The organism is Candidatus Palauibacter sp. (genome assembly GCF_965208055.1).
In the GTDB taxonomy this organism is placed as follows: Bacteria; Gemmatimonadota; Gemmatimonadetes; order Palauibacterales; family Palauibacteraceae; genus Palauibacter.
The window spans coordinates 2,434,384-2,456,021 of the sequence record NZ_CBDBNY010000004.1 but is presented as its reverse complement, the minus strand read 5'-3'; the positions used below and the strand labels follow the sequence as shown (position 1 = coordinate 2,456,021).

Sequence of the window (21,638 nt, the reverse complement as noted above, 5' to 3'; positions counted from 1 at the left end):
AGGGGAACCCATGATCCACCCAACCTGGCGTCATTCGCGTCATCCCCTGTCCGGCGCCAGCCTCTGCCTCCTGGCCGCGTGCGGGAGCGATGGCGAGGGCGGGGCCCCCGCCGGCGGGTCGGCGGCCATGAACAGCCCGGACTTCACGATCACTCCCGCGTATGAATCCCGCTGGATCGCCGGCGCTCTGGATGGGGAAGACTGGGAGGTCTTCGGGTCCATCTCCGACCTGGTCTTCAGTGCGGCAGGCGATCTCTTCATCCTGGACGAACAGGCGGCGCACGTCGTCGTGTTGGACCGGGACGGGGCCCACCTTCGAACCATCTCCCGGCAGGGCGAAGGCCCGGGCGAACTGACGCAGCCCGCATCGATGTTCCTGCTCGCCGATGGTCGTCTCGCCGTGTTCGACGGCGCGCGCAACGGGATTCAGTTCTTCTCGCCCGAGGGCGAATACGCGGAATCGGCGCCCTTCGATCCGACACAGGGTGCGCCCGCCGGCGTGGGCGCGTGGCTCTCGGACGGGAGCATCATCACCGACCGTGAGTTTGTGGTCAGCGGAACGGCGGAGACGATGTCCGTAAGCAGCTCCGTCGGCGGAACGGGAGACGAAGCCGGACGTCCCATCGCCCGCTATTGGCCGGATGGTACTCGCAAGCTGCTCTACACGGCCTGGGAGCCGCCGCCACCCACCGGAGACGGAGCGGAAGCCGGCGGAGGCAGCTTTTCCTTCAATCTCAGTCCCGTGAGGGCGTTCGACCCCGGGCTGCACTATGCTGCGCTCTCGGACGGCCGACTCGCCGTCGTCGACTCCGCAGGATACCGGATCAAGCTGATCGGCGAGGACGGTACGGTGGGAGAGGTTCTGGAACGGCCGCTGTCCCCGACCCCGGTGACGAACGCAGTCCGGGATGCGGAGCGGGAGCGCCGGCTGGCCGAACTCGAGCGGAGTCGGAACCCATCGACTCTATCCATTGCGGGGCGCCCGGACATCCGTATGCCTGACGACTTCGCGAGCCAGTTGAGAGAGGCGCTCCGGGCCCGCGTCGAGCGGATGACGTTCGCCGAGGCCATCCCCGCAATCGAAGCATTGGCCGTCGACGCCGACGATCGCCTGTGGGTGGCGCGGACCCCGCTACCCAACGAGGAGGGGGCGATCGACATCGTGACGACCGACGCCCGATACCTGGGCACGATCCAGCCGGGGGGGCTCCGAATCCCGGACGCGTTCGGTCCGGACGGCCTCATGGCCTACGTTGACACGCACGACCTGGGTTACCCGATCGTGCGCGTGGTGCAATTGGCGCCGGGCACGCAAATGGAGACCGGAAGCTAGGGCTTCCGTATCCGTACGACCTCGATCTTCGGAACGTCGAAAGCATCCTTGCCGGCGAGCAGGACGTGGTCATCGCGGACTCCCGACAGCAACGCCCGCTTCTCGGCGGGGATCCGAAGTTGCGCCAAGGGTTCGCCGTTCGGTTCGAGCACATAGTAGAGCGTCTCGACGAACACGAAGGGCTCGAAACGGGCGACCCAGATCCGGCCCTCGTCGTCGAAGAGCGCCTTCCCGATCGCGGGCCGGTTTTCCGGGAGCAGTTCCGGCGCGAACATCACGTCGAGCATCATCCGCAGGGATTCCGGATCGGCCGCCCCCTCCCGGGGCGCCAGCCATTCCGATCGAGCTTGCTCCAAGTCCTCATCTTCCAGCGGCTCTCGCATCGACGGCCAGCGGATGATCCGCCGGAGCGCAAAGGACGGGTCGAGTTCAAGGAGTTCGAAGCGCTGCCCCGTCCCGTACAGCAGCCTGCCGGATCCGAAGAGGACAACCGGCCGATGCGTGAACGGCAGCCTCACGTCCATCCCCGAGTCGTGGAAGCCCGCATAGCTCCCCGGGAAGCGGACCACGGGGGCCGCGACGGCCTCACCCCTGAACAGTTCGAGAACCGATGAAGTCGGCCAGCGATGCAGTTCCGGCGCCACGCGCGTCATGGGTTCGCGATCTTCCAGGAGACCGACGTAACTACCGGAACCCCAACTCCAGCCTTGGAGTCTGCTACCTTCCCCAGCGGTCGCGGGCAGAGCAACCGACTGCAGGAAGCCTTCATCCGGATGGTATAGTTGGAGGGTGCCGTCCGCGCCGTCCGTGAAGTCGAACACGGAGATCGTGTCTCCCGGTGCGGCCATCGCCGAACGGATCCGGCGAAACTCTCCCGGGCCGTCCCCGCTACCTCCGTAACTTCGCTGATAGGCGCCCGATGAACCGTAAACATGCAACTGGTTAGTGCTCAGATCGGGAATGACGATCCGTCCGTCGCTCAACCACAGGGCTTCGAGGACGCTCGACAGATCCGGAGAAGAGCCATCGATCGTGACCAGGACGGTGTCCAGCACCCATTCGGGGAGGGAAGCGGCTGCTACTTCGACGGTGACAAGCTCCAATCCCGCCGAGTCCCGGATGATCGCAGCTCGCACCGACGGCCCGGCTTCGGACATTCCCCGATCCGCCGCGCCGCCGCACCCGGACAGGCACGCGGACAGCCAGCCCAGCAAGGCAGAGAGCTGTGCCCGGCGTCTTTCGTGCACCGTCGCGCTGATCAAGAATCCCTCCTCACCCGGTCCCGCGCTGTGACGCGGGCCACGTTCTCGGCGTCAGACTAAGTAAGCGTCCAACTCGACAAAGGGTAGCCGGTACCAAATGAGGGTAGCGCGCGAGCAACGGCGAGGGGTCGGCGGGGCGTCGGTACTGGCTCTGGTGTTCGCCGTGGCCGTGAGTCACGGTCTGCGGCCCCCCGAGGCAAGCGCTCAAGAGGGAGTGGAGGTCGCTGGAACCGTCGTCGACGACCAGACGGGCGAGCCGATCGAAGGTGCGACCGTGCGGCTCGTCGACCCGTCCGGCCAGGTCCGGGAAACGATCACGCGACCCGACGGCGCCTTCGCCTTCGCTCAAGTTGCGCCCGGCGTGCATACGCTCGGCGTGCAGCGGCTCGGCTACGAGGTTCTCAGCGCCCCGTTGGAGATCGGACCAGGTGCTCCACCCCCCCTGGACGTACGCCTTCAGCCGCGCGCGATACCGCTTGCCCCGATTGAAGTGGACGTGGAAGGGCATCCGCCCCGCTTGGTCGAATCCGGGTTCTACGACCGGAGGGAGGAGGGATGGGGCACCTTTCTCGAACCCGAATGGGTTGAGGCCAACAAAGTAGGCTTCGTTCGACTGAACGACTTCATGTCGTCGCTCCAGTTCCGTGCGCCTCTATCGGGCTGTCCCCGAGTTCAGGTTTGGCTCGATCGGAGACTGATCGGCAGGACTGCCGGGCGGCGGACCAGCAGACCGATCTCGACCAACCTGGGAACATACCGCTTGCCGGGACCGCCGCCCGCTACGCTGCTTGAGGAACTCTCGGCGCACGACGTGGGCGCCGTCGAGGTGTATCAACCGGGTACGAAGATTCCCTTGTTCGCCTGGAACGATGAGACGAGGGACTGCGGAGTGATCATCGCGTGGTCCAACTGGATGACCGCGACGGCAGAGATACCGCAACTCGAGGTGAAGCTGTGCCAATCGGCCGGACGCCCGGGTGAGGTGACTCTGGAGGGTTTCGTCGAGGACCAGGTCACGAAGGTGAGGCTGCCGGCGGCGCACGTGGTCGTGTCATTCGCGACGTACCTAAACTCGGACCCCGTCGCGACGGTCACCAGGACGGATTCGCTGGGACGCTATCGGCTGTGCGATCTCCCGGCCGGAACAGAGGTGGAATTGGCGGCTGCCTACGGTCCGCACCGAGGTGATGCATCGATGGTAGAGGCCACGAGTGCGACGGACGTCAGGCTCAGTGTCCCGGTGACCTCCCCCGCATCCATCACAGGCGTAGTGACGAACGCTGTCACCGGACGGCCGCTTGAGGCCGTGCGCATAACGGTGGTCGATGCGGACTTCCGGGCGGCGACGAACCTCTCCGGCGCGTTCTCCCTGGAGGGTCTCCCCCCGGGTTCATACCGGATCCGTGCCCTGTGCGGAGGTTTTGAGACCTCCGTGCAGAGCGTGGAACTGGGCGAGGGTGCGCAGGTTCGCGTCACGTTCTCCCTTCAGGCGAGGGGTGTTTCCCGGCGCGCGCGGTGTACCGCGTAGCTAGACGATCTTCTGCTTCCAGCGGCCGCGGCGGAAGATCCAGAGGCCGACGACGGCCGATAGCGAGTAGGCGACCGCGAACGACCAGAACACGCCGATCTCGCCCCACCCGACGCCGAAGGCGAGGACGGCCGCAAGCGGCAGCTGGAAGAACCAGAACACGCCGATGTTGATCCAGGTCGGCGTCGCCGTGTCCCCGGCTCCGTTGAAGGCCTGCATCGTCACCATGCCCCAGGCGTAGAAGATGTACCCGTAGCTGATGATCCGGAGCGCGCGCACCCCCACGTCCAGCGTCTCCGGGTCCGGGGCGAACGGGGCCAGGATCGGCTCCGGGAAAGCCACGAAGACCACCGTCACCACGGCCATGAACAGCATGTTCCAGAAGCCCGTGAGGTAGACGGCCCGCTCGGCGCGGTCGGGCCTCTCGGCGCCGAGATTCTGGCCCACGAGCGTGGCGGCGGCGTTCGCGAGGCCCCAGGCGGGGAGGATGATGAAGATGACGACGCGGATCGCCATCGTGTAGCCCGCGAGCGCGATCGTCCCGAACTCGGACAGGATGCGGATCGAGAGAATGTAGCTGACCTGCGTCACGAGCATCTGCCCCACGCCGCCCACCGACACCCGCAGCAATCGACGGATCACCGGCCAGTGGACCCGGAGGTCGCCGCGCCGCACCCGGACGCGCTCGCCGCGTGACATGTGCCACAACTGGTACAGGGCCCCGATCCCGCGTCCGGTCGTCGTGGCCACGGCGGCGCCCGGGAGTCCCAGTTCCGGGAAGATCCAGAGGCCGAACACGAGCACGGGGTCGAGCACGATGTTGATGCCGTTCGCCAGCCACACGGAACGCATGGCCATCGAGGGGTCGCCCGCCCCCCGGTAGATCGCGTTGTTCACGAAGAGGAGGATGATCACGACCATCCCGCCCAACTGGATGCGGGCGAAGGTCGTGCCCTGCGCGACGACTTCGGGGGATCCTCCCATGACGCGGAGCAGCCACGGGGCCAGCATCGCTCCGGTAAGGCCGAGGACCGCGGCGATGCCGACGCTCAGCACGATCGCCTGCACGGCGGCCGTCGCGGCGCCGCGCTCGTCCTTCTCCCCCGTCCGGCGCGCGACCATCGCGGTTGTGGACATCGCGAGGCCCATCGCGACCGAGTAGATGACCGCCAGCATCGCTTCCGTGAGGGCGATCGCGGCCAGGGCGCCGGCTCCGAGCCGGCTCACGACGGCCATGTCGACGAGGAAGAAGAGCGACTCCCCCGCCATCTCCAGCACCATCGGGATGGCGAGGAGCAGGACCCCGCGGTTCAGGCTTCCCGACGTGAAGTCCTCCTGCGTGCCCCACAGAACGTCGCGGACGGCACGCCGGAGGCGTCTCAGTATGTCCAGATCGCGATCAGATTGCAGTCGGTCAGGAGCATGGTGTTCGGTACCTGGTTCATGATCTCCGGCGGCGCCTCACTGCACCTGTACGCCTCGATTCCCCGAACGGTGTCGAATTTCAGTTCGCCCAGGTTTCTCCGATTGAATCCGAGGCGGCTGGCCGGCCTGCCGTTGAGGAGGATGAGCTGGTTGCGGCGGTACCGGATGGAGAGTTCCCGCTTGAACTGAAACACCTGCCCGAGGTGGATGAACTGGTCGATCTCCGGATAGGTCGCGAAGTAGCCCTCGTCGATGGACTGCCGGCGGTCGTAGAACCCCGACGTGAGCAGGAACGGGTCACGGCCGGTCACCCGCACCTCGATCGGCGCGAGCGCGATCGCCCGGGTGTTGAGTTCGACGCGGAATTCCGCGCTCTGGTCCGTGAGAATGTTGATCTCGGTCTCCAGGGGCGCGTAACCGATGTGCGCGACGCGCAGGCCGTAGGTGAGCGGCGGGATGGAGCGGAACGCCACGCGTCCGAGCGTATCCGTGATCCCGGAGATCGGCAGCGGAGAGAAGTCGAGCTGCGCGCTTGCCACCGGGCGCCCGTCCGCGGCGTTCACGACGGAAAAGACGACGAACGCCGCGTCCCCCATGTCCACCTCGAGGTCGACGAACTGCGACCGGTCGAGTTCGACCTTGCGCTCCTTCCCGCGCCGGGACCGATAGTTCGGTCGCACCCGGATCTCCCGAAACGCTTCGAGGCCGCAGGCCTGGTATCGCCCTCGCTCATCCGCTTCGACCCGTACATCCTCCGGCGTCGTCAGCCCGCGTTCGGCTTCGTAGCGGATCAGGACCGTCGCCCCCGGCAGAAGAACCTGGCTCTCATCGTCCCGGATCGTGCCCTCGATGCCGACCTCGAGTTCAGCCTGTCCGAGCTGCCGGCAGATGCGGGGGACCCGCTCTTCTTCCTCGTCCTGACCCGCGGCGGGGGACGGCGCGAGCACGGCGGCCGCCAGCGCGAGGAGCGGCGCGATACCGTGGCGGAATCGCCGGGACGCGGGGTTCAATTGCCGGCCTCGAGGAGCGCCTCGAGGAGCGCCTCGAGGAGCCCGTTCCCGGCCTCGCCAAGGTTGGTGGCGCCGCGATTGTAGTTGCGGCCGAGCGCGACGCCGTAGCCGCTCTCGGGTTCGAACACGAGGTACATGTTGTATCCGGCGACGGAACCGCCGTGGCCGACGAACCGCACGGCGCCGCTTTCGAGCGCGACAGGCCGAATCGAGAAACCGAGTCCGTACCCCGCGTCGGGATCCTCGGGCGTCTGCACCGTCATGACCTCCCGTCGGGTGGCCGGCTCCAGGAGCGGGTGTTCGGTCAGCCCCATGACCGCGGCCGCGAACGTCGCGAGATCTCCGACGGTCGCGTAAACGCCGCCGTTCGGCACCTTGTATCCGCGCCCCTCGTGCTCGCGCGCCGGGAAGTCGGAGTCCACGGCGCCGTCGGCCCCGTTCGCGAAGCCCACCGCGACGCGCCGCCACAGTTCCGGGCCGACGATGAAGGTCGAGGAGCGCATCCCGAGCGGCTCGAAGAGGCGGTCCTCGACGAGGTCCATGAAGGAGGTCCCGGCGGCCCGCTGCAGGGCGTAACCGAGCACGCCGTACCCGATGTTGGAGTATTGATACCGGGTTCCGGGCATCGTGTAGAACCGGGTGTGGGGGATCGAAGCGAGGATCTTGTATCCCCAGTCCTCGATCGGCCCGGCTGCGGCGCCTTCGAGTTCGGGCTCCCGGATGAGGCCGGCGGTGTGGCTGGCCAACTGCCGGAACGTGATCGGCGCTATGCCGTCCGGCGGGTCCCCGAAGCCGGCGGCCTCGGGCAGGTGGTCCACGACGGCGTCATCGAGCGCGACCGTCCCCTCCTCCACCAGGTCCGCCATCAGGATCGCCGTCACCGACTTCGAGATCGACCCGGTTCGGTAGATCGTTCGCACGCCCGCGGGCACGCGGTTCGCCGGATCGGCCCAGCCGAACCCCTGCGCCCACAGCACCTGATCTCCCTTGAAGACCGCCGCCGTGATCCCGCCGATGCCGTCCGCTGCGACATCCGATGCGATCTGCCGGGAAAAGGCATCGATGACGTCCGCGTCCTGACCGGCCGCAGCGGACGGAAGGAGGAGGACGGTGAGAAGGAAGACGATCGTCGCGGGGTACGGGCGGCGCGCCGCCGAGACGCGGGACGAGCGATGGTGGGCCGGCATGACGTTCTCCTTGCGTGGCCGACGGGAGGCGGAAAAACCACCAGCCGGGCATCGAATCCGATGCAAACTCGCAGCTTCGCGTCCGCATCGGAACCCTTCAGGCTGGCGGGTCGCGCCCGACTCGCCTAGTGTCCCGGCGCCGACGTCCAACGGTTTCACGCAAACGCACCAACCGGCGCACACATGTCGCTTCTGAAGAAACTGATCTTCCGGATGGATGGGGCCGCGGACAGCGCCCGAACCCGGTTCAAGAGCGAATCCGGGGCCACTTGGGAGGCCGAGTTTTCCATCTTCTCCGGCACCACGCAACAGTCGCCCCGGCTGCTCGTGATGTTCCGGAACCAGGACGACATCACCATTCCGCAGCGCTACAACCAGGCGCCGCCCGGCATCTCCAAGGTGCCGAAGGAGGCCGTGGCCGAAATGAACGAGGTGGGACTCCGCGAACTGCTTGCACGCTCGGTGAAGGTGTGAGCGCCGCGAGGGTGGATCCGAAGAAGGCGCTCTCCCGCACGTTCCTCGACGGAGGGATGGTTCGCTGGGAAGCCTATGTCTCGGGTGGCCAGCCGAATACGCCCCAGGCGGCCCGCATCTATTTCGTCTGCCTTGAGGACCCCTTCGAGCCGCCGCGCTGGCTGTCGCACGAGAGCCGCAGCGTGGCCGAGGCGACGCGCGCCCTGGCCGACATGAGCGACGCGGATCTTCTCGGGCTCCATTCCCGCTCCGCCCCCCTGGAGTGATGCCCTGGAGCGATGTCTCGTCGGGGAGCTTTCGGCAGCTAGTTTACCGTGACGACGTCGTACAGACGCTCGCCGGGTATGCCCTCCACGCCTTCGTAGCGATGCTCCACGAGAATTGACCAGGATCCGGGCTCGACGTTGTAGATGTTCGCCACGTAGGACAGCGTCGAAGGCGTCAGACTGTTGCAGCCCTGCCGGCCCGACACGATCGTGATGGACAGTTCCAGTCCTCCGTCGACCTCCCGCAGGTCGGGGGACACGTAATCGCACCGCAGCCGGCCCACGATCTGGCCCGAGACTCGCATGGACCCCGGCCCCCCCGCGGCGCGCGCGAACTCGGGCAGGGCGGATCCCTCGCTGACGACGGACGAGAGCATGTTCCCGACGGTCGGGGAGAGTCCGACCCCCAGATTCAGGCAGCCGGACAGTCCGAGAAGGACACCAACGACGCCGATTGCGCAGCGAGCTTGCCGGTTTCGCACGATTTGCAAGATGAGACTCCGCAGCCGAAGAACCTTCGAAAGAGTGACAGCGTCCGGGAGGGTCTCGCAATACCATCGCCCGTCGCGAATCGCCGGCGGTCCGTCACGGCGGCGGTCCGGCGCGCGTCGTGTGCGCGATGCGCGCTTGCATTACTTTCCATGCGTGGCTTGGCGACGTAGCGGCGGAGACCGCAGGATGCGAACACATCGAGAGGGTCGTTCGGAGGCGCGGGCGCGGAACAGGGCCGTTTATCGGGCCGCGTCCTTGGCTCTGGCGGGAGCCGCCATCCTGCTGGCGGCCGGATCTCGCCTGGCCGCTCAGAGCCCGCCCCTCGCCCCCTCCCGGAGCATCGTGACGTGTCCGGCGGATATGGATCCGTCCCTCACGGGTCTGGCGGGCATCGTCCGCGATACGCTCCAGGGCATCCTCCTTCCCGGGGCCACCGTCTCCGCGACCTGGACCGAAAACGAAGGACAGCGGCGCACCATCTCCGTGGAGGCGGACAACGCGGGCGTGTACATCCTCTGCGGCCTTCCGCCCCTGAAGGATGTCACGGTGAGCGCGAGGTTTCCGTCCTTCCGCACGGAGCCGGCGCGGGTGAACATCGCACCCGGCCCCCCCGCCGGGTGGGACATCCTCGTGGGCGTGGAGGAGGGCGCGCTCGCCAGTCTGCTCACCGTGCCCGGCCGAATCGTGGGTCGGGTGGTCGATCGGCGATCCCGTCGTCCCGTCGAAGCGGCGAGCATCATTCTCTCGGACACGCTGTTGGCGGAGGACCGGCAGCGCATGACCGATGGCAGCGGCCGTTTCATGTTCACCGACCTCGATCCGGGCATGTACCGGGTGGCCGTGGATCACATCACGTTCGATCCCCTGGACCAGTTGGTGCACCTTCCGAGCGACCGAACGGTGCAAGTGGATTTCGAACTCAGCGCGGACCCGATCGAACTCGCGCCGATCGTCGTCACGGCGTTGCGTGAGAAACGACTGGAGTTGCAGGGGTTCTACGACCGGCGCGAACTGGGCGAGGCGATCGGCGCCGGAATATTCCTCACGCGCGACGACATCCACGACGCCGGCGCGATCCGCGTGACGCACTACCTGGGACGGATTCCGGGCGTGCGCACCGAGTGCACCGGAGGCGCCAACAACAACTGCATCATCCGCATGACGCGGGGCGTGCCCAGCCTGAGGAGCCGCGCCGAATACGGGTGCATGAACGCGAACGTGTACCTGGACGGCGTGCGCGTGATCCGCGATGGCGGGGCCGGCGAATCGATCGACAACTTCGTCTCGCCGTCCGAGATCGCCGGGATCGAAGTCTATCGCGGTCCGAGTGAGCTGCCGGCCGAGTTCGGCGGGGCCGTGGGGCGCTGCGGGGCCATCGTCATCTGGACGGGCCCCGGAATCCGGCGGCGTTCGGGCTAGCTGTCCGGGTCGGAGAGCGTCGCGGCCGGCGGGGCCGCCGCGAACGCATGCAGCGCGGTGGCCTTCGCGCGTACGGCGACGCGCACTCCGGGGTCGACGCCGAGTTCCTCCGCGGCGTCGAGCGTGACGAGGGCTACGAGTTCGACGGGGCCGCGGAGCCGCAGCCGCACGAGCCCGCCCATGTCGCGCCGTTCCTCCACGGTCGCCACGAGGAGGTTGCGCGTACTCAGGTCCGCCGGGGGGACGTCCGGGGGTCCGAGAACGAGATCTTCCGGCCGATAGGCGATCTTCACCGGCGTGCCCGGGACCGCCTCGCCCTGGGCCACGAGCGAAGCGCCCCCGATGTCGGCGGTGACCATGCGCTCGTGCGCCCGCGTCACGACGCCGGAGATCGTGAACTCCGCCCCGGTGACGCGCGCCGTGTAGACATCGGCGGGGTTCTCGTAGATTTCCTTCGGCGTACCCGTCTGGACCAGCTTCCCGTCCCGGATCACGGCGACCCGATCCGCGAGGTGGAAGGCCTCGCCCCGGTCGTGAGTGATGAGAAAGACGCTCGTCGCCCGTTCCCGGGCCACCCGCTCCAGGTCGTGACGGAGGTCGAGCCGCGAATCGGTGTCCAGGTTCGCCGTCGGCTCGTCGAGGAAGAGGATCTCGGGGTCGAGCACCAGCGCCCGCGCGAGCGCCACGCGCTGCGCCTCTCCTCCGGACAACCGCGATATCGGGGCTCCCAGCAGGTGCGAGATCGCGAGTTGCTCGCACACGGCGCGCGAGCGGACGCGAGCTTCGGGGCGTGGCACGCCCTGCAGAGCCAGGCCGAGGCCGACGTTGTACTCGACGGAATCGCTCCAGAAGTGAGGGCGTTGGAACACGACGGCGGACGCGGCCCGGAGCGCTCGCTCGGCAGGCCGCCCGGAACCGCCGCGGAATGTGACTTTCCCGGTGTCGGGCTTCTCCAGCATGGCGAGCAGGCGCAGCAGCGTGGATTTGCCGGCCCCGTTCGGCCCGAACACCGCGAGCATCTCGCCCTCGCGCAGTTCGATGCGGTCCACCTCGATGGCCGTCCTCCCGCCGTAGACCCGGCGCAGGCCGACGCCGCCGAGAAGCGGTCCGGCTGCGGCGTTCACGCGACCTGGCCGCGGCGGATCGTGCGCCGGCCGAGCAGGAGGAGCGCCGCGTTCACGCACAGCGCGAGGAGCATGAGTACGATCCCCATGGCGATCGCGACGTCGAAGTTGCCGCGCCGCGTCTCCAGCACGATCGCGGTCGTCATCACCCGGGTTTCTCCGAGGATGTTGCCCCCCACCATCATCACCGCGCCCACCTCGCTGATGATGGCCCCGAACCCCGCCGCCACCGCGGCCACGAGCGACGTCCGCACCTCCCTCAGCTGCAGGAGGATGGCCTGCCGCCGGCTCGCGCCGAGCGCCCGCGCCTGAAGCGAGATGTCCCGGGGGATGTTCTCCACCGCGGCGAGGCTCACCGCCGCGATGTAGGGGCCGGCGAGGATCGCCTGGGCGCCGATCATGGCGGCCGGCGTGTAGAGCAGTTGCAGGTCGCCGAGCGGGCCGGCCCGCGACAGAAAGAGGAAGACTCCGAGGCCGACCACGACGGGCGGGAAGGCGAGACCCGCGTTGATGACCGCGACCACGGGCAGGCGAAGCCGGAATCGCGTCAGCCCGACCGCGATCCCGATGGGAAGTCCGATGACCATCGCCAGGAGGAGCGCCGATCCGCTGATCTGCAGAGAGCGGAAGATGACGTTCCAGACGTACAGGTCACCCGACGTGATGAGCCGGAGAGCCTCGAGCAGCGGATCCACGCGCCGAATCTAGTTTGGCGGATCGTCGCCGGGCCACGGGGCGAACAGCGCCTCGGGGCCGCCGCGCACCCGGAATTCCCCGATGGCGCGGCGTCCGTCGCCGGAGCGCAGCCAGTCTGCGAAGACCGCGGCGCGCTCGGGCCGGATCGCGGCTCGTGGCGCCAGCAGCGAGTAGACGTTGCGCAGCGACGCGTGATCTTCGACGAGCGCGGCCAGGTCGAGCACCTCCGACAGCATCGCGAGCGTCGCGTCGTCCGTGAGGACGTAGGCGCCGCGTTCGCTGGCCACGTGCAGCGTCGTGGCCTGTCCCTGCCCGGACTCGACGTACCCCGTGCCGCCGCCGGCCACGCCCGCCTCGCGCCACAGGGCGATCTCGCGGTAGTGCGTGCCCGAACTGTCGCCGCGCGAGACGAAGCCGTGCCCCCCCCGCGCGAGGGTCGCGAACGCCTCGGACGGCGATGCGGATCCCCGAATCCGCGCCGGATCCGAGGGCGGGCCGGCGACCACGTATTCGTTGAAGAGGACGGGACGCCGCCGTGGCGCGTGACCCGCCTCGATGAAGCGGGCCTCGGCTTCGGGCGCGTGCACGAGCAGGAGATCCACGTCTCCCGTGCGACCGAGTTCCAGCGCTTCGCCGCTGCCGGCGATGACCGTGCGCACCCGGAGCCCGGGGTGGTCTTCGTTGAAGCGGGCGATCAGGTGTTCGAGCAGACCCGAATCGTAGGTGGACGTGGTGGCGCCGAGCACGAAGGTGTCCGCGTCGGTCCCGCACGCCCCGGCGCACAGTCCGCCGCCGAGGGCCAAGAGGAGGGCCAGGAGGACGGCGAAGGAGGTTCGCCGCGCGCTTCTGTCACGGCCGGCTAGCCGTGGCGTATCCACCGCAGCACCTGCGGCAGGTTGGCGCGCTGGCCCTTCATCAGAATCCCCACCCGGAAGATGCGGCCCGCGACCCACGCCGCCCCGAGGACGAACACTCCCAGCAGCACCAGCGACACGAGCCACTGCCACACCGGGACCGAAGTGGCGAACAGCCGCGCCGGCATTACCAGCGGACTGAAGAACGGCACGAGGGAGAGGATGACGCCCCAACCGGCGTTCGGGCTCTGGATCACGCCCTGCGTCGCGATGAAGGGAAGGATGATCAGCATCATGACGGGGAGTATCGCCTGCTGGGCATCGTGCTCGTTGCTGATCGTCGCGCCGGCGCCCGCGAACATCCCCGCGTAGAGTAGATACCCAAAAACGAGGAAGCAGAGCATCAACACGAGCGTACCCCACGGGATCGGGATGTTCGCGATGTCGATCCCCGCCTCGGCAAGCGTGGATGCTCCGGCCGTGAGGCCGTAGACCGCCGCGAGCGCGAAGATCAGCGCCCAGACGGCCATCTGCGCAACGCCTACCGCCCCGACGCCGACGATCTTCCCCAGCATCAGTTCCCACGGGCGAAGGGACGAGACCATGATCTCGACGATGTCGGACTGCTTCTCCTCCAGGATCGCCCGCACGATCATCTGCCCGTAGATGAGCAGGATGAAGTAGAAGAAGAAGGCGATGCCGAAGCTCAGCATCCGGTAGACGTCCTGGGATCGCGCCTCTCCGGATTCCGTCACGTTCACGACTTCGAAGGAAGTCCGTTGGAGCAGCGCGCCCGGATCGATGCTCTGCACGCCGATGGAGCGCAGGCGCGCCCGTACCGATGCCCTCTGAAGTGCCCCCCGGACCGAACCTTCGATGACGGACGGAACGCTGGCCCGCGCGAGCAGCGTCGTCTCCTCCCGGTCCCCCTCGTCCGCGTCCGGTGTCTCCCCCGGCATCTCCGCAGAGCGCCGGCCCGCACTCCTCGGGATCATCAGCAGCAGGTCGTACGAGGCGTCGGAGAGTCGCGCCCGCGCCTCGTCGATCGAGAACTCCTCCATGTCCTCGGCGCGCACGGCGTCGAGCCCGTCGGCGAGAAACTCTTCAACGACGAGGTCGCCGATCAGCCCCGCGGGATCGGCGACCCCGATGACCCTGCGCTCCTCGCCCGCATCCGTCGCCCCCCTCACCGCGAGGAAAGCGGAGAGCGCGCCGAGCCCGACGATCAGAACGGGGAGGCCCAGCGTGGATATGAGAAACCACTTGGACTTCACGCGCATCATGAACTCGCGGCGGACCACCGTCGCCACCCTCGGCGTGAACGGATTCATGCCGCCGCCTCGTCATCGTCACTCTCGTCCTCGTGCGAGAGCCCGGCCTCCGTGGCCTTCTCGATGAATATCTGGCGCAGCGACGGTTCGATCAGTTCGAAGCGCGAGATCAGGGCGCCGCTCTCCACCGCCTGCCGCAGCAGGGCCTGGGGGTCCGCCCCCTCCACCATGCGGACCTCCACGTACGTGCCGTGCGCCGAGATGTCCTCGATGAGATCCGGCGCATCGAGGAACGTGGGGTTCCCCTCGAAGGACAGCGCGATGTCGCGTCGCCCCGCCGCGGCCTTGATGTCGCGGACCCGTCCGTCGAGCACCTTGGTCGCTCCGGCGATCATGCACACGCGCTCGCACAGGCGCTCGGCGTCCTCGATGAGGTGCGTCGAGAGCAGAATCGTGGCTCCGGCCTGCTGTCGTTCCTGCAGCATCTGCTTGAACAGTTCGACGTTCAGCGGGTCGAGGCCGCTGAAGGGCTCGTCGAGCACCAGCAGGTCGGGCTCGTGAAGGATGACCCCGAGAAACTGGGCCTTCTGGGCCATCCCCTTCGAGAAGGTCTCCACCTTGTCGTCCGCCCGGTCACCGAGACCCACCGCATCCAGCCCTTCCCGGGCCCGCGCGAGCGCCTCCTTCCGGCGCAGTCCCTTGAGCTGGCCGAAGAACGCGAGGTGATCGGCCGCTGTCATCTTCTGGTACAGCCCGCGCTCCTCCGGCAGATACCCGATGCGGGTGCGCATGGATTCGACGTTGGGGGACCCGAAGACTTCGACCGAACCGGCGTCAGGCCCGATGACGTCGAGGATGATCCGGAGTGTCGTGGTCTTTCCGGCGCCGTTCGGGCCGATAAGGCCGTAGATCGATCCGCGTGGGATCTCGAGGTCGAGATCGCGGACCGCGGTCTTCCTGTCGAAGCGCTTCGTGACGCCCTGGAGGCGAATGGCGGGTGTATTCACGGCCCCGATGATACGGACTGCCCGCACCCCTCGCCAAGCAGCAGCCGCGGGCGTGCAGCGGACCGGTCTACCGCCGGGGCCGCTGAATCCCCATATTGAGGATTCCCCTCGCTTTGCCGAATCCAACCCTCCATGGGGAGGTTAGATGGCGATCTTCCGCGTCCTGTATTACCGCGACATCACCGTAGGAAGCGGTGGCCGTATCACGATTCCTTTGGAGATGCGCGACCACATGCGACTGGCCGATGGCGATGCGTTGAAGGTTCGCCTCGAGGAAAGCGAATCCGGCCAGCGCCAGTTCACCGTCTGGAAGACGGAATCCAACCCGAACATCTAGCTCGAAAATCCGGCCGCGACACTAGCGGCGGTCTCCGTAATTGACGGCCATGGCGCCCATCATCAGGTCTTCGTAGCCGCACTCCACGAACCCGGCCGCTTCCATCCTGCGGACCATCTCCCGCTGGTCCGGGAACCTCCTCAGCGACTCGGGGATGTACACGTAGGACTCCGGATCGCGGTGAAGCGCCCAACCCGCGACGCGGGTCGAGACGTCGAGGTATCCGAGGTAGATGCGGCGCAGCGCCTCGGAGCGCGGGTGCCCGAAATCGAGTGAGATCAGCCGGCCGCCCGGGCGCAGGCAGCGGAAGCTCTCGGCCAGCGCGGAGTCCAGGCCGGCGAAGTTCCTCAGCCCGTAGCCGATGACGACGCGGTCGAACGCGCCATCGGGGAAGGGCAGGCGAAGCGCATCGGCCCCGATCCAGCCGGCGAGGCCGGGACCCGGTCTTCCGCGCCCGACCCGCATCATCTCCAGCGTGAGATCGGCGGCGACGACCTGCACCTCGAACGCTCCGCGCGCGGCCTGGTCCAGCGCTCCCCGGGCGAGGTCCCCCGTGCCGGCCGCGAGGTCGAGGACGCGGTGGCCCGGGCGCAGGTCGGCCCGGGCGAGCAGCCGGCGCTTCCAGCGGCGGTGGAGACCCAGCGACATGACGTCGTTGGTGAGGTCGTAGCGGCCGGCCACGCCGGCGAACAGCCGGCGCACGTAGCGTCGCTTGTCCGCCGGCCGTTCGATCCGGCCGGAGATGCGTCGATTGAGCTTCAATTGAGCTTCAACTGAGCTTCAACGGGGGCGCCCTCCCGGTGCGGGCCGCCGCGACCGCACTCGTCGGCGCCGCGGCCCGGGGACGAGGCGCCACATTAACGCCGGTCGCCCTCCTCCGCTGCCGTCCCGAGCAGATCCAGGTCGCGCGCGGCCTCCACGAGGCGGATGAACTCTCCCCGATATCCCCGCGGATCGTCGCCCCGGCCTCCTTCCGCCAGCGAGATGACATCATCCGGCGTGAACCGTCCGGCGTGGGGCGAGTCTCGCAGCAGCATGCCGAACCCCGCCACGGCCGCGGCGAACCGGAAGCTCCGCGAAGGCGACCGGGAGCGGTCCGCGACCGCATGCGCCAAGAGCCTGCTCTCGGAGCCGTCCGGGTCCTTGTAGCGGACCTTCACGTAGAGCAGTTCGTCCTCAAACGCGCCCGGAGGCGTTTCAACCGGGGGCTGCGGGCCGGCGGTGGACTCGTACCGCAATGGATCCACGCCGCGGGGGACCGGGAGACCCGCGGGCACGACCTCATACAGCGCGGTCACCGTGTGTCCGGCGCCGAGTTCGCCCGCGTCCTTCGTGTCGTCGTTGAAGTCCTCGTCGGCGAGCAGCCGGTTTTCGTACCCGATCAGCCGGTATGCGGCGGCCCGCGCGGGGTTGAACTCCACCTGCAGCTTCACGTCCTTCGCGACCGTGAACAGCGTCCCTCCCATCTCCTCCACGAGCACCTTCCGCGCTTCGAGGAGGCCGTCGACGTAGTGGAAGTTGCCGTTCCCGTGGTCCGCGATCTGCTCCATCTTCGAGTCCTTCAGGTTCCCGGTGCCGAAGCCGAGGACCGTGAGGAAGATCCCGCTGTCGCGTTCCTCCTCGATGAGCCGCACCATCTCGCCGTCGCTGGAGGCGCCCACGTTGAAGTCGCCGTCCGTCGCCAGGATCACGCGGTTGTTCCCGCCCTCGATGAAGTGCTTCCGCGCAACGTCGTAGGCGAGCGCGATTCCCGCGCCGCCCGCCGTGCTTCCGCCGGCCTCCAGCCGGTCCACCGCCTCGAGGATCTTCCCGCGCCGGTTGCCGGGCGTCGAGGGGAGGACGAGACCCGCGGCTCCCGCGTAGACGACGACCGCGACCCGATCCTGCGGTCTGAGTTGCTCGGCGAGCAGAGCGAAGGCCTTCTTCAGCAGCGGGAGCTTGTCGGGCGACGACATGGACCCGGACACGTCGAGCAGGAAGACCAGGTTGCCGGGTGGCAGGTGAGCCGTCTCCACCGACGGCGCCCTGAGGCCGACACGGACCAGCCGGTGCTCGGGCGTCCAGGGCGCAGCCCACACTTCCGTCTCGACCGCGAAGGGGTGTTCTCCCGACACGTCGTCCCACTCGTACGGGAAGTAGTTGATCATCTCCTCGATTCGAACCGCGTCGACGGGCGGCCGCTCCCCCGCCTGGATGAAGCGCCGAACGTTGGCGTAGGACGCGCGGTCGACGTCGATCGAGAAGGTAGAGAGCGGCGACGCGCTCACGAGCCGGAAGTCGTTCTCCTCGATGGGGGCGTACGATTCCGTGTTGAAGTCGGGATACGCCCGTATGGCCGAAGTGGCGGCAAGGCCGCGCGCCGCGCGCTCGACCGCGTAAGGGTGCTTGACCTGCGGGGTCTCGCCGGCCACGCCCGTCACAGTGAGATCCTGCTGTCGCAACGCCGTCTGCTCGACGGTGAAGTCCAGCGTGACCGTCTCGCCCGCCGTGACGGCGATCGACTTGCTGGTCTCCCTGTAGCCGATCAGCCGAACCGTGATGACCTGCTCCCCCGCCGGCACGCCCGAGAGGAAGTACCCGCCCTCCGGGTCGGTCAGCGTGCCGATCGTCGTCCCCGCCAGGAAGACCTGGGCGCCGGCGATTCCGACGTTGGCCGTCGCGTCGAGCACCTTCCCCCGCACGGCGCCCGTCTCCGATTGGGCGTGAGACGGGGTCGGGTCCGCGACCGCGAGGATCAGGACCAGCAGGGCGCCGACGCGCGCCGGGATTCCGCGAATGTTCATGGTCGCCTCGTTTCCTTACCTGGGCCGAAGGCCGCTGCCGCGCTCCTGCGACGAACAGCGAGCGTCCGGCGACACACCCGTAGACGCCGCAAACGGGGAAAGGGTTACATCGCGGTTCGCCGCCAAGCCCACGGGGCCATGCCGTCTGGCATGTCTCCGGCGGATGGTATACCATGTATACATGCCTCTGCCCCGTCCTCTCTGCACGCGCGTCTCGCGCGAGGTCGAGTCGGAACTCGAACGCGTGTTCCTTGAGCAGCAATGGACGCCCTCCGAGGGACTGAGGCGGATTCTCCTGGAATGGCTCGCGGCGGAGAGATTCCCGCAGATCGAGTTCCGGGAAACCCGGGCGGGCCGGCGGGCGGCGTTGCGGGGGGGGCCGGAGGTGTGGGAGGTCGCGGCGGCGGCCGGGCCGGGCCGCGCGATGAGCGCCGCCGTGGGCCAGCGCTTCGCGGGGACGCGGACGGAGGCGCTCGAGGAAGCCCTCGCCTACGCCAAGCAGTACCCCACCCAAATCGACCCCATCGTGGCCCGTGAGGAACGTCTCGCCCGGGCTTGACAGGGCCGTCAGGAATCCCAAATGTTGCTGTGGAGCCGGAAGTGGTGCCCGGAGGGGGTCGTCAGACCCTTGGTGCCGCGACTGGCTCCCGTCTTTTAAGGATCTTAGGGAGTCGGGGGAGAGTTATTCGTTGTAGAAAAAATGTTCTTTCCCCATCGTGCGAATTCCCCAGGATTTGTCGCCGCTCTCGTCTTCCCAATCGAAGGTCTTCCGTCGGATGATCTCCGCGTAGCGCTTGATCGTCGCGAGGTAGGGGTCACCGCGCGGATCTTGTCGATCAAGCTCGCACTCGTAGTAGACCCTGAGGATGTAGGCACAAAAATCTGCCAGCTTGATTCCCGGTGTGATCTCCGAGTCCACAAAGAGCACTCCGGGCACGATCCGCGTCATGGCCCGGCCCTCGACCGAACGGAAGAGGAAGTTGGAGAAACACCTGTCCAGCCTGACGTTCTCGGCGGGGTCGCGGCCGTCGAAGACCAACGTTGCCATACGTCCTGTCTCTTTCAGTTCGATCAGGGCATCGACGCGTTCGAGGATCCATCGGTGCTGGGTTTGGAGGTAATCATCGCCTCGGTAAATTGCCCTGTCCGGCCGCTCCATCACCATAGCGAAGATCGTAACATCAAGATTCCGGATGAGATCCATAACGGAGTCTGCGTACACCCGTTTTGGGCCACGCCAACAACGCCTTCCGACTTAGGAAGGCGACGGCCTTCCCTTCGCGCTCATCGCTTCGGAGCCGCGTCGCACCGCCGATGCTGGCCCGGAAATCCTCACTGAAGCGATGGAGGGCTCCCGTGATTTGCCGGACGTCTTCACGCTTCAAGCACACGCCCACATCCACCGGCCGCGGATGCGGATCATTCGGGTGTGGATGGCCGGATTCATCGATATAGACAAACAAGACGAGAGCCTCCCTTCTGAAGGAACGCAGACATGTGATTTGAGAAAAGGCGCTAGACCTTTTCCAGCGCCTCGAGTAGCACGCGGGCCTTGTGGCGGGTCTCTTCCCATTCGCGCGCCGGTTCCGAGTCGTACACGACCCCCGCCCCGGCCTGCGCGTACACGCGGTCGCCGACGGAAAGCAGCGTCCGGATCACGATGGCCATGTCGAGGCTCGTCGCGCCGTAGCCCACGTAACCCGCCGCCCCGCCGTACGGTCCGCGACGGGTCGGCTCGAGTTCGTCCAGAATCTCCATCGCGCGCACCTTCGGGGCGCCGGTCAGTGTGCCGGCGGGGAAGCAGGCCTGGAACGCGTCGACGGCGTCGGCTCCGTCCTTCAGCGACCCCGCCACCTCGCTCACGAGGTGCATGACGTGGCTGTAGCGCTCGATCTCCATGAAGCGCGACACCTCGACGGAGCCGGGACGGGCGACCCGGCTCACATCGTTGCGGCCGAGATCCACCAGCATGAGGTGTTCCGCCCGCTCCTTCTCGTCGGCGAGCAGCTCGCGCGCGTGCCGCTCGTCCTCCGGCGGCGTGGCCCCGCGCGGTCGCGTCCCGGCGATCGGGCGCACGGTCACGATCCCGTCTTCAACGCGGACGAGGGTCTCGGGGGAAGAGCCGATGAGGCGCATGCCGTCCAGTTCGATGAAGAAGAGATAGGGCGACGGGTTGCTGCGCCGGAGTGCGCGGTAAAGCTCGAGGGGGTCGCCCCCGAAACGGGAGCCGGCGCGCTGCGAGACGACGACCTGGTAGGCGTCGCCCGCCACGATGTACTCGCGGATCCGCTCGACGGCCGCCTCGTAGTCCTCCCGCGAGCGGTTTCCGGCCACCTCCGCGGTGCGCGCCCCGCCGCCGCCCATCGGCCCCAGCCCGTGCGGTCTCTCGAGGCCGCGAACCCAGTCGATGAGTCGGTCCACGGCCTTCCCGTACAGTTCGGCCGGGTCGTCGTCGGGCGTGACCGGCACGGCCGCCACGGCGACGGCCCGCGAATAGAGGTTGTCGATGATGAGCATGTGCTCCGTCGACATGAAGCAGGCGTCGGGCACGCCGAGGTCGTCGGGTGGCGCCGCGGGCAACCGCTCGAGCCAGCGTACGGTATCGTAGCCGAAGAATCCGACGGCCCCGCCCCAGAACCGCGGCAGGGCGGGGAGTTCGACCGGTTCGTAACGGTTGATCCACGCATCGAAGGCGCTGAACGGATCGCTCGTCGTCTCGGGCTCGCCCCAGCCTCCCGCGGGCGTCCAGAGCCGGATCTCCGACCCGTCGAGTCGCCACGCTTCCCGGGGCTCCGAGCCGAAGAAGCTGAATCGCGCCCAGCGTTCCCCGCCCTCCACCGACTCGAGCAGGAAGGAGAACGGGCCGCGTCGGAGCTTCGAGAACGCCGTGACCGGAGTGTCGAGGTCGAACGGGATCTCGATGGCCACGGGCACCATCCGGCCGGGCTCGGCGAGGCGGGAGAATTCGGCAAGGTCGGGGATGACGGAGGCGTCGCTCATGCGCCCAAGGTAGCAGCCCGCGACATGGACGGGGACCGATGGGGACACGCACCCGAATCACCTTGTCGGGCGTGGGCTTTTCGCCTACTCTCTCAAGCCCGGTTCAATCCGGCCCGGACCTGTATCAACCCATGGTCGAGATCGCTCGGCAGCTCAGTCTCGGCCGCAAT

General features: G+C 67.8%; 21 protein-coding genes. 7 read left to right on the top strand and 14 right to left on the bottom strand.

The features are described from left to right. Positions 1–10: 10 nt before the first annotated feature. On the top strand, positions 11–1,333 hold the full coding sequence (locus tag ACOGXI_RS10940; RefSeq protein ID WP_419938879.1) for a 6-bladed beta-propeller: 1,323 nt from the start codon (positions 11–13) through the stop codon (positions 1,331–1,333). On the opposite strand, the gene ACOGXI_RS10935 is transcribed toward ACOGXI_RS10940, so the two are convergent. After that, on the bottom strand, positions 1,330–2,595 hold the full coding sequence (locus ACOGXI_RS10935) for a 6-bladed beta-propeller (protein ID WP_419938878.1): 1,266 nt from the start codon (positions 2,593–2,595) through the stop codon (positions 1,330–1,332). The genes ACOGXI_RS10940 and ACOGXI_RS10935 overlap by 4 nt on opposite strands. A 97-nt stretch (positions 2,596–2,692) precedes the next feature. Between ACOGXI_RS10935 and ACOGXI_RS10930 the strand changes: the two genes are divergently transcribed. Continuing rightward, complete coding sequence (locus tag ACOGXI_RS10930) at positions 2,693–4,123, top strand: carboxypeptidase regulatory-like domain-containing protein (protein ID WP_419938877.1); 1,431 nt, start codon at positions 2,693–2,695, stop codon at positions 4,121–4,123. Here the strand turns inward: ACOGXI_RS10930 and ACOGXI_RS10925 are convergent, their stop codons facing one another. From ACOGXI_RS10925 to ACOGXI_RS10915, 3 genes are all read right to left on the bottom strand, one after another. Then, entirely contained in the window at positions 4,124–5,404 is a 1,281-nt protein-coding gene (locus ACOGXI_RS10925) for an MATE family efflux transporter (protein WP_419938876.1), read from the bottom strand. A 98-nt stretch (positions 5,405–5,502) separates the two neighbouring features. Continuing rightward, on the bottom strand, positions 5,503–6,558 hold the full coding sequence (locus ACOGXI_RS10920; RefSeq protein WP_419938875.1) for a hypothetical protein: 1,056 nt from the start codon (positions 6,556–6,558) through the stop codon (positions 5,503–5,505). After that, positions 6,555–7,745, bottom strand: coding sequence for a serine hydrolase domain-containing protein (locus ACOGXI_RS10915; RefSeq protein WP_419938874.1), 1,191 nt, complete (start codon positions 7,743–7,745; stop codon positions 6,555–6,557). The genes ACOGXI_RS10920 and ACOGXI_RS10915 overlap by 4 nt, the downstream gene beginning before the upstream one ends. A gap of 183 nt (positions 7,746–7,928) precedes the next feature. Here ACOGXI_RS10915 and ACOGXI_RS10910 point away from each other — a divergent pair, with 183 nt between their 5' ends. Together ACOGXI_RS10910 and ACOGXI_RS10905 are read left to right on the top strand one after the other, a co-directional pair. Further along, complete coding sequence (locus ACOGXI_RS10910) at positions 7,929–8,219, top strand: hypothetical protein (RefSeq protein ID WP_419938873.1); 291 nt, start codon at positions 7,929–7,931, stop codon at positions 8,217–8,219. Beyond that, a complete protein-coding gene (locus ACOGXI_RS10905; protein WP_419938872.1) occupies positions 8,216–8,485 on the top strand; it encodes a hypothetical protein in 270 nt (89 codons plus the stop codon). Before ACOGXI_RS10910 ends, ACOGXI_RS10905 begins: the two co-directional genes overlap by 4 nt. 38 nt (positions 8,486–8,523) lie before the next feature. Here ACOGXI_RS10905 and ACOGXI_RS10900 read toward each other — a convergent pair whose 3' ends face one another. Next, the gene (locus ACOGXI_RS10900; protein WP_419938871.1) at positions 8,524–8,976 is read right to left on the bottom strand and encodes a hypothetical protein; all 453 of its coding nucleotides are present in this window, start codon (positions 8,974–8,976) and stop codon (positions 8,524–8,526) included. 187 nt (positions 8,977–9,163) lie between these two features. Between ACOGXI_RS10900 and ACOGXI_RS10895 the strand changes: the two genes are divergently transcribed. Further along, complete coding sequence (locus ACOGXI_RS10895; RefSeq protein ID WP_419938870.1) at positions 9,164–10,396, top strand: carboxypeptidase regulatory-like domain-containing protein; 1,233 nt, start codon at positions 9,164–9,166, stop codon at positions 10,394–10,396. Here ACOGXI_RS10895 and ACOGXI_RS10890 read toward each other — a convergent pair. The 5 genes from ACOGXI_RS10890 to ACOGXI_RS10870 are packed head-to-tail and all read right to left on the bottom strand — an operon-like array spanning position 10,393 to position 15,348. After that, complete coding sequence (locus tag ACOGXI_RS10890) at positions 10,393–11,520, bottom strand: ABC transporter ATP-binding protein (RefSeq protein WP_419938869.1); 1,128 nt, start codon at positions 11,518–11,520, stop codon at positions 10,393–10,395. The genes ACOGXI_RS10895 and ACOGXI_RS10890 overlap by 4 nt on opposite strands. Beyond that, positions 11,517–12,215 (bottom strand): ABC transporter permease, encoded by a 699-nt coding sequence (locus ACOGXI_RS10885; protein WP_419938868.1) that lies wholly within the window; start codon positions 12,213–12,215, stop codon positions 11,517–11,519. The genes ACOGXI_RS10890 and ACOGXI_RS10885 overlap by 4 nt, the downstream gene beginning before the upstream one ends. 9 nt (positions 12,216–12,224) lie before the next feature. Beyond that, the gene (locus ACOGXI_RS10880) at positions 12,225–13,094 is read right to left on the bottom strand and encodes a substrate-binding domain-containing protein (protein ID WP_419938867.1); all 870 of its coding nucleotides are present in this window, start codon (positions 13,092–13,094) and stop codon (positions 12,225–12,227) included. Then, positions 13,076–14,401 (bottom strand): ABC transporter permease, encoded by a 1,326-nt coding sequence (locus ACOGXI_RS10875; RefSeq protein WP_419938866.1) that lies wholly within the window; start codon positions 14,399–14,401, stop codon positions 13,076–13,078. Before ACOGXI_RS10875 ends, ACOGXI_RS10880 begins: the two co-directional genes overlap by 19 nt. Then, positions 14,398–15,348: an ABC transporter ATP-binding protein gene (locus ACOGXI_RS10870; protein WP_419938865.1), complete on the bottom strand. Its 951-nt coding sequence runs from the start codon at positions 15,346–15,348 to the stop codon at positions 14,398–14,400. Before ACOGXI_RS10870 ends, ACOGXI_RS10875 begins: the two co-directional genes overlap by 4 nt. A gap of 145 nt (positions 15,349–15,493) precedes the next feature. On the opposite strand from ACOGXI_RS10870, the gene ACOGXI_RS10865 reads away from it, so the two are divergent. After that, positions 15,494–15,685 (top strand): AbrB/MazE/SpoVT family DNA-binding domain-containing protein, encoded by a 192-nt coding sequence (locus ACOGXI_RS10865; RefSeq protein WP_419938864.1) that lies wholly within the window; start codon positions 15,494–15,496, stop codon positions 15,683–15,685. A 21-nt stretch (positions 15,686–15,706) separates the two neighbouring features. Here ACOGXI_RS10865 and ACOGXI_RS10860 read toward each other — a convergent pair whose 3' ends face one another. Then, positions 15,707–16,447: a ubiquinone/menaquinone biosynthesis methyltransferase gene (locus ACOGXI_RS10860; protein WP_419938863.1), complete on the bottom strand. Its 741-nt coding sequence runs from the start codon at positions 16,445–16,447 to the stop codon at positions 15,707–15,709. Positions 16,448–16,542: 95 nt separating this feature from the next. Further along, entirely contained in the window at positions 16,543–18,468 is a 1,926-nt protein-coding gene (locus tag ACOGXI_RS10855) for a YfbK domain-containing protein (protein ID WP_419938862.1), read from the bottom strand. Between the two features lie 181 nt (positions 18,469–18,649). On the opposite strand from ACOGXI_RS10855, the gene ACOGXI_RS10850 reads away from it, so the two are divergent. After that, a complete protein-coding gene (locus ACOGXI_RS10850) occupies positions 18,650–19,027 on the top strand; it encodes a hypothetical protein (protein ID WP_419938861.1) in 378 nt (125 codons plus the stop codon). Between the two features lie 123 nt (positions 19,028–19,150). Here ACOGXI_RS10850 and ACOGXI_RS10845 read toward each other — a convergent pair whose 3' ends face one another. Continuing rightward, positions 19,151–19,672, bottom strand: a complete 522-nt coding sequence (locus tag ACOGXI_RS10845; protein WP_419938860.1) for a hypothetical protein — start codon at positions 19,670–19,672, stop codon at positions 19,151–19,153. A 311-nt stretch (positions 19,673–19,983) separates the two neighbouring features. Then, positions 19,984–21,516, bottom strand: a complete 1,533-nt coding sequence (locus ACOGXI_RS10840; protein WP_419938859.1) for an anthranilate synthase component I family protein — start codon at positions 21,514–21,516, stop codon at positions 19,984–19,986. Positions 21,517–21,638: the final 122 nt, after the last annotated feature.

Coding starts and splice junctions, on each gene's coding strand:
- ACOGXI_RS10940 (WP_419938879.1), top strand. CDS start 11: ATGATCCACCCAACCTGGCGTCATTCGCGTCATCCCCTGTCCGGCGCC.
- ACOGXI_RS10850 (WP_419938861.1), top strand. CDS start 18,650: ATGCCTCTGCCCCGTCCTCTCTGCACGCGCGTCTCGCGCGAGGTCGAG.
- ACOGXI_RS10910 (WP_419938873.1), top strand. CDS start 7,929: ATGTCGCTTCTGAAGAAACTGATCTTCCGGATGGATGGGGCCGCGGAC.
- ACOGXI_RS10930 (WP_419938877.1), top strand. CDS start 2,693: ATGAGGGTAGCGCGCGAGCAACGGCGAGGGGTCGGCGGGGCGTCGGTA.
- ACOGXI_RS10925 (WP_419938876.1), bottom strand. CDS start 5,404: ATGGTGCTGGAGATGGCGGGGGAGTCGCTCTTCTTCCTCGTCGACATG.
- ACOGXI_RS10895 (WP_419938870.1), top strand. CDS start 9,164: ATGCGAACACATCGAGAGGGTCGTTCGGAGGCGCGGGCGCGGAACAGG.
- ACOGXI_RS10845 (WP_419938860.1), bottom strand. CDS start 19,672: ATGGATCTCATCCGGAATCTTGATGTTACGATCTTCGCTATGGTGATG.
- ACOGXI_RS10865 (WP_419938864.1), top strand. CDS start 15,494: ATGGCGATCTTCCGCGTCCTGTATTACCGCGACATCACCGTAGGAAGC.
- ACOGXI_RS10855 (WP_419938862.1), bottom strand. CDS start 18,468: ATGAACATTCGCGGAATCCCGGCGCGCGTCGGCGCCCTGCTGGTCCTG.
- ACOGXI_RS10875 (WP_419938866.1), bottom strand. CDS start 14,401: ATGAATCCGTTCACGCCGAGGGTGGCGACGGTGGTCCGCCGCGAGTTC.
- ACOGXI_RS10915 (WP_419938874.1), bottom strand. CDS start 7,745: ATGCCGGCCCACCATCGCTCGTCCCGCGTCTCGGCGGCGCGCCGCCCG.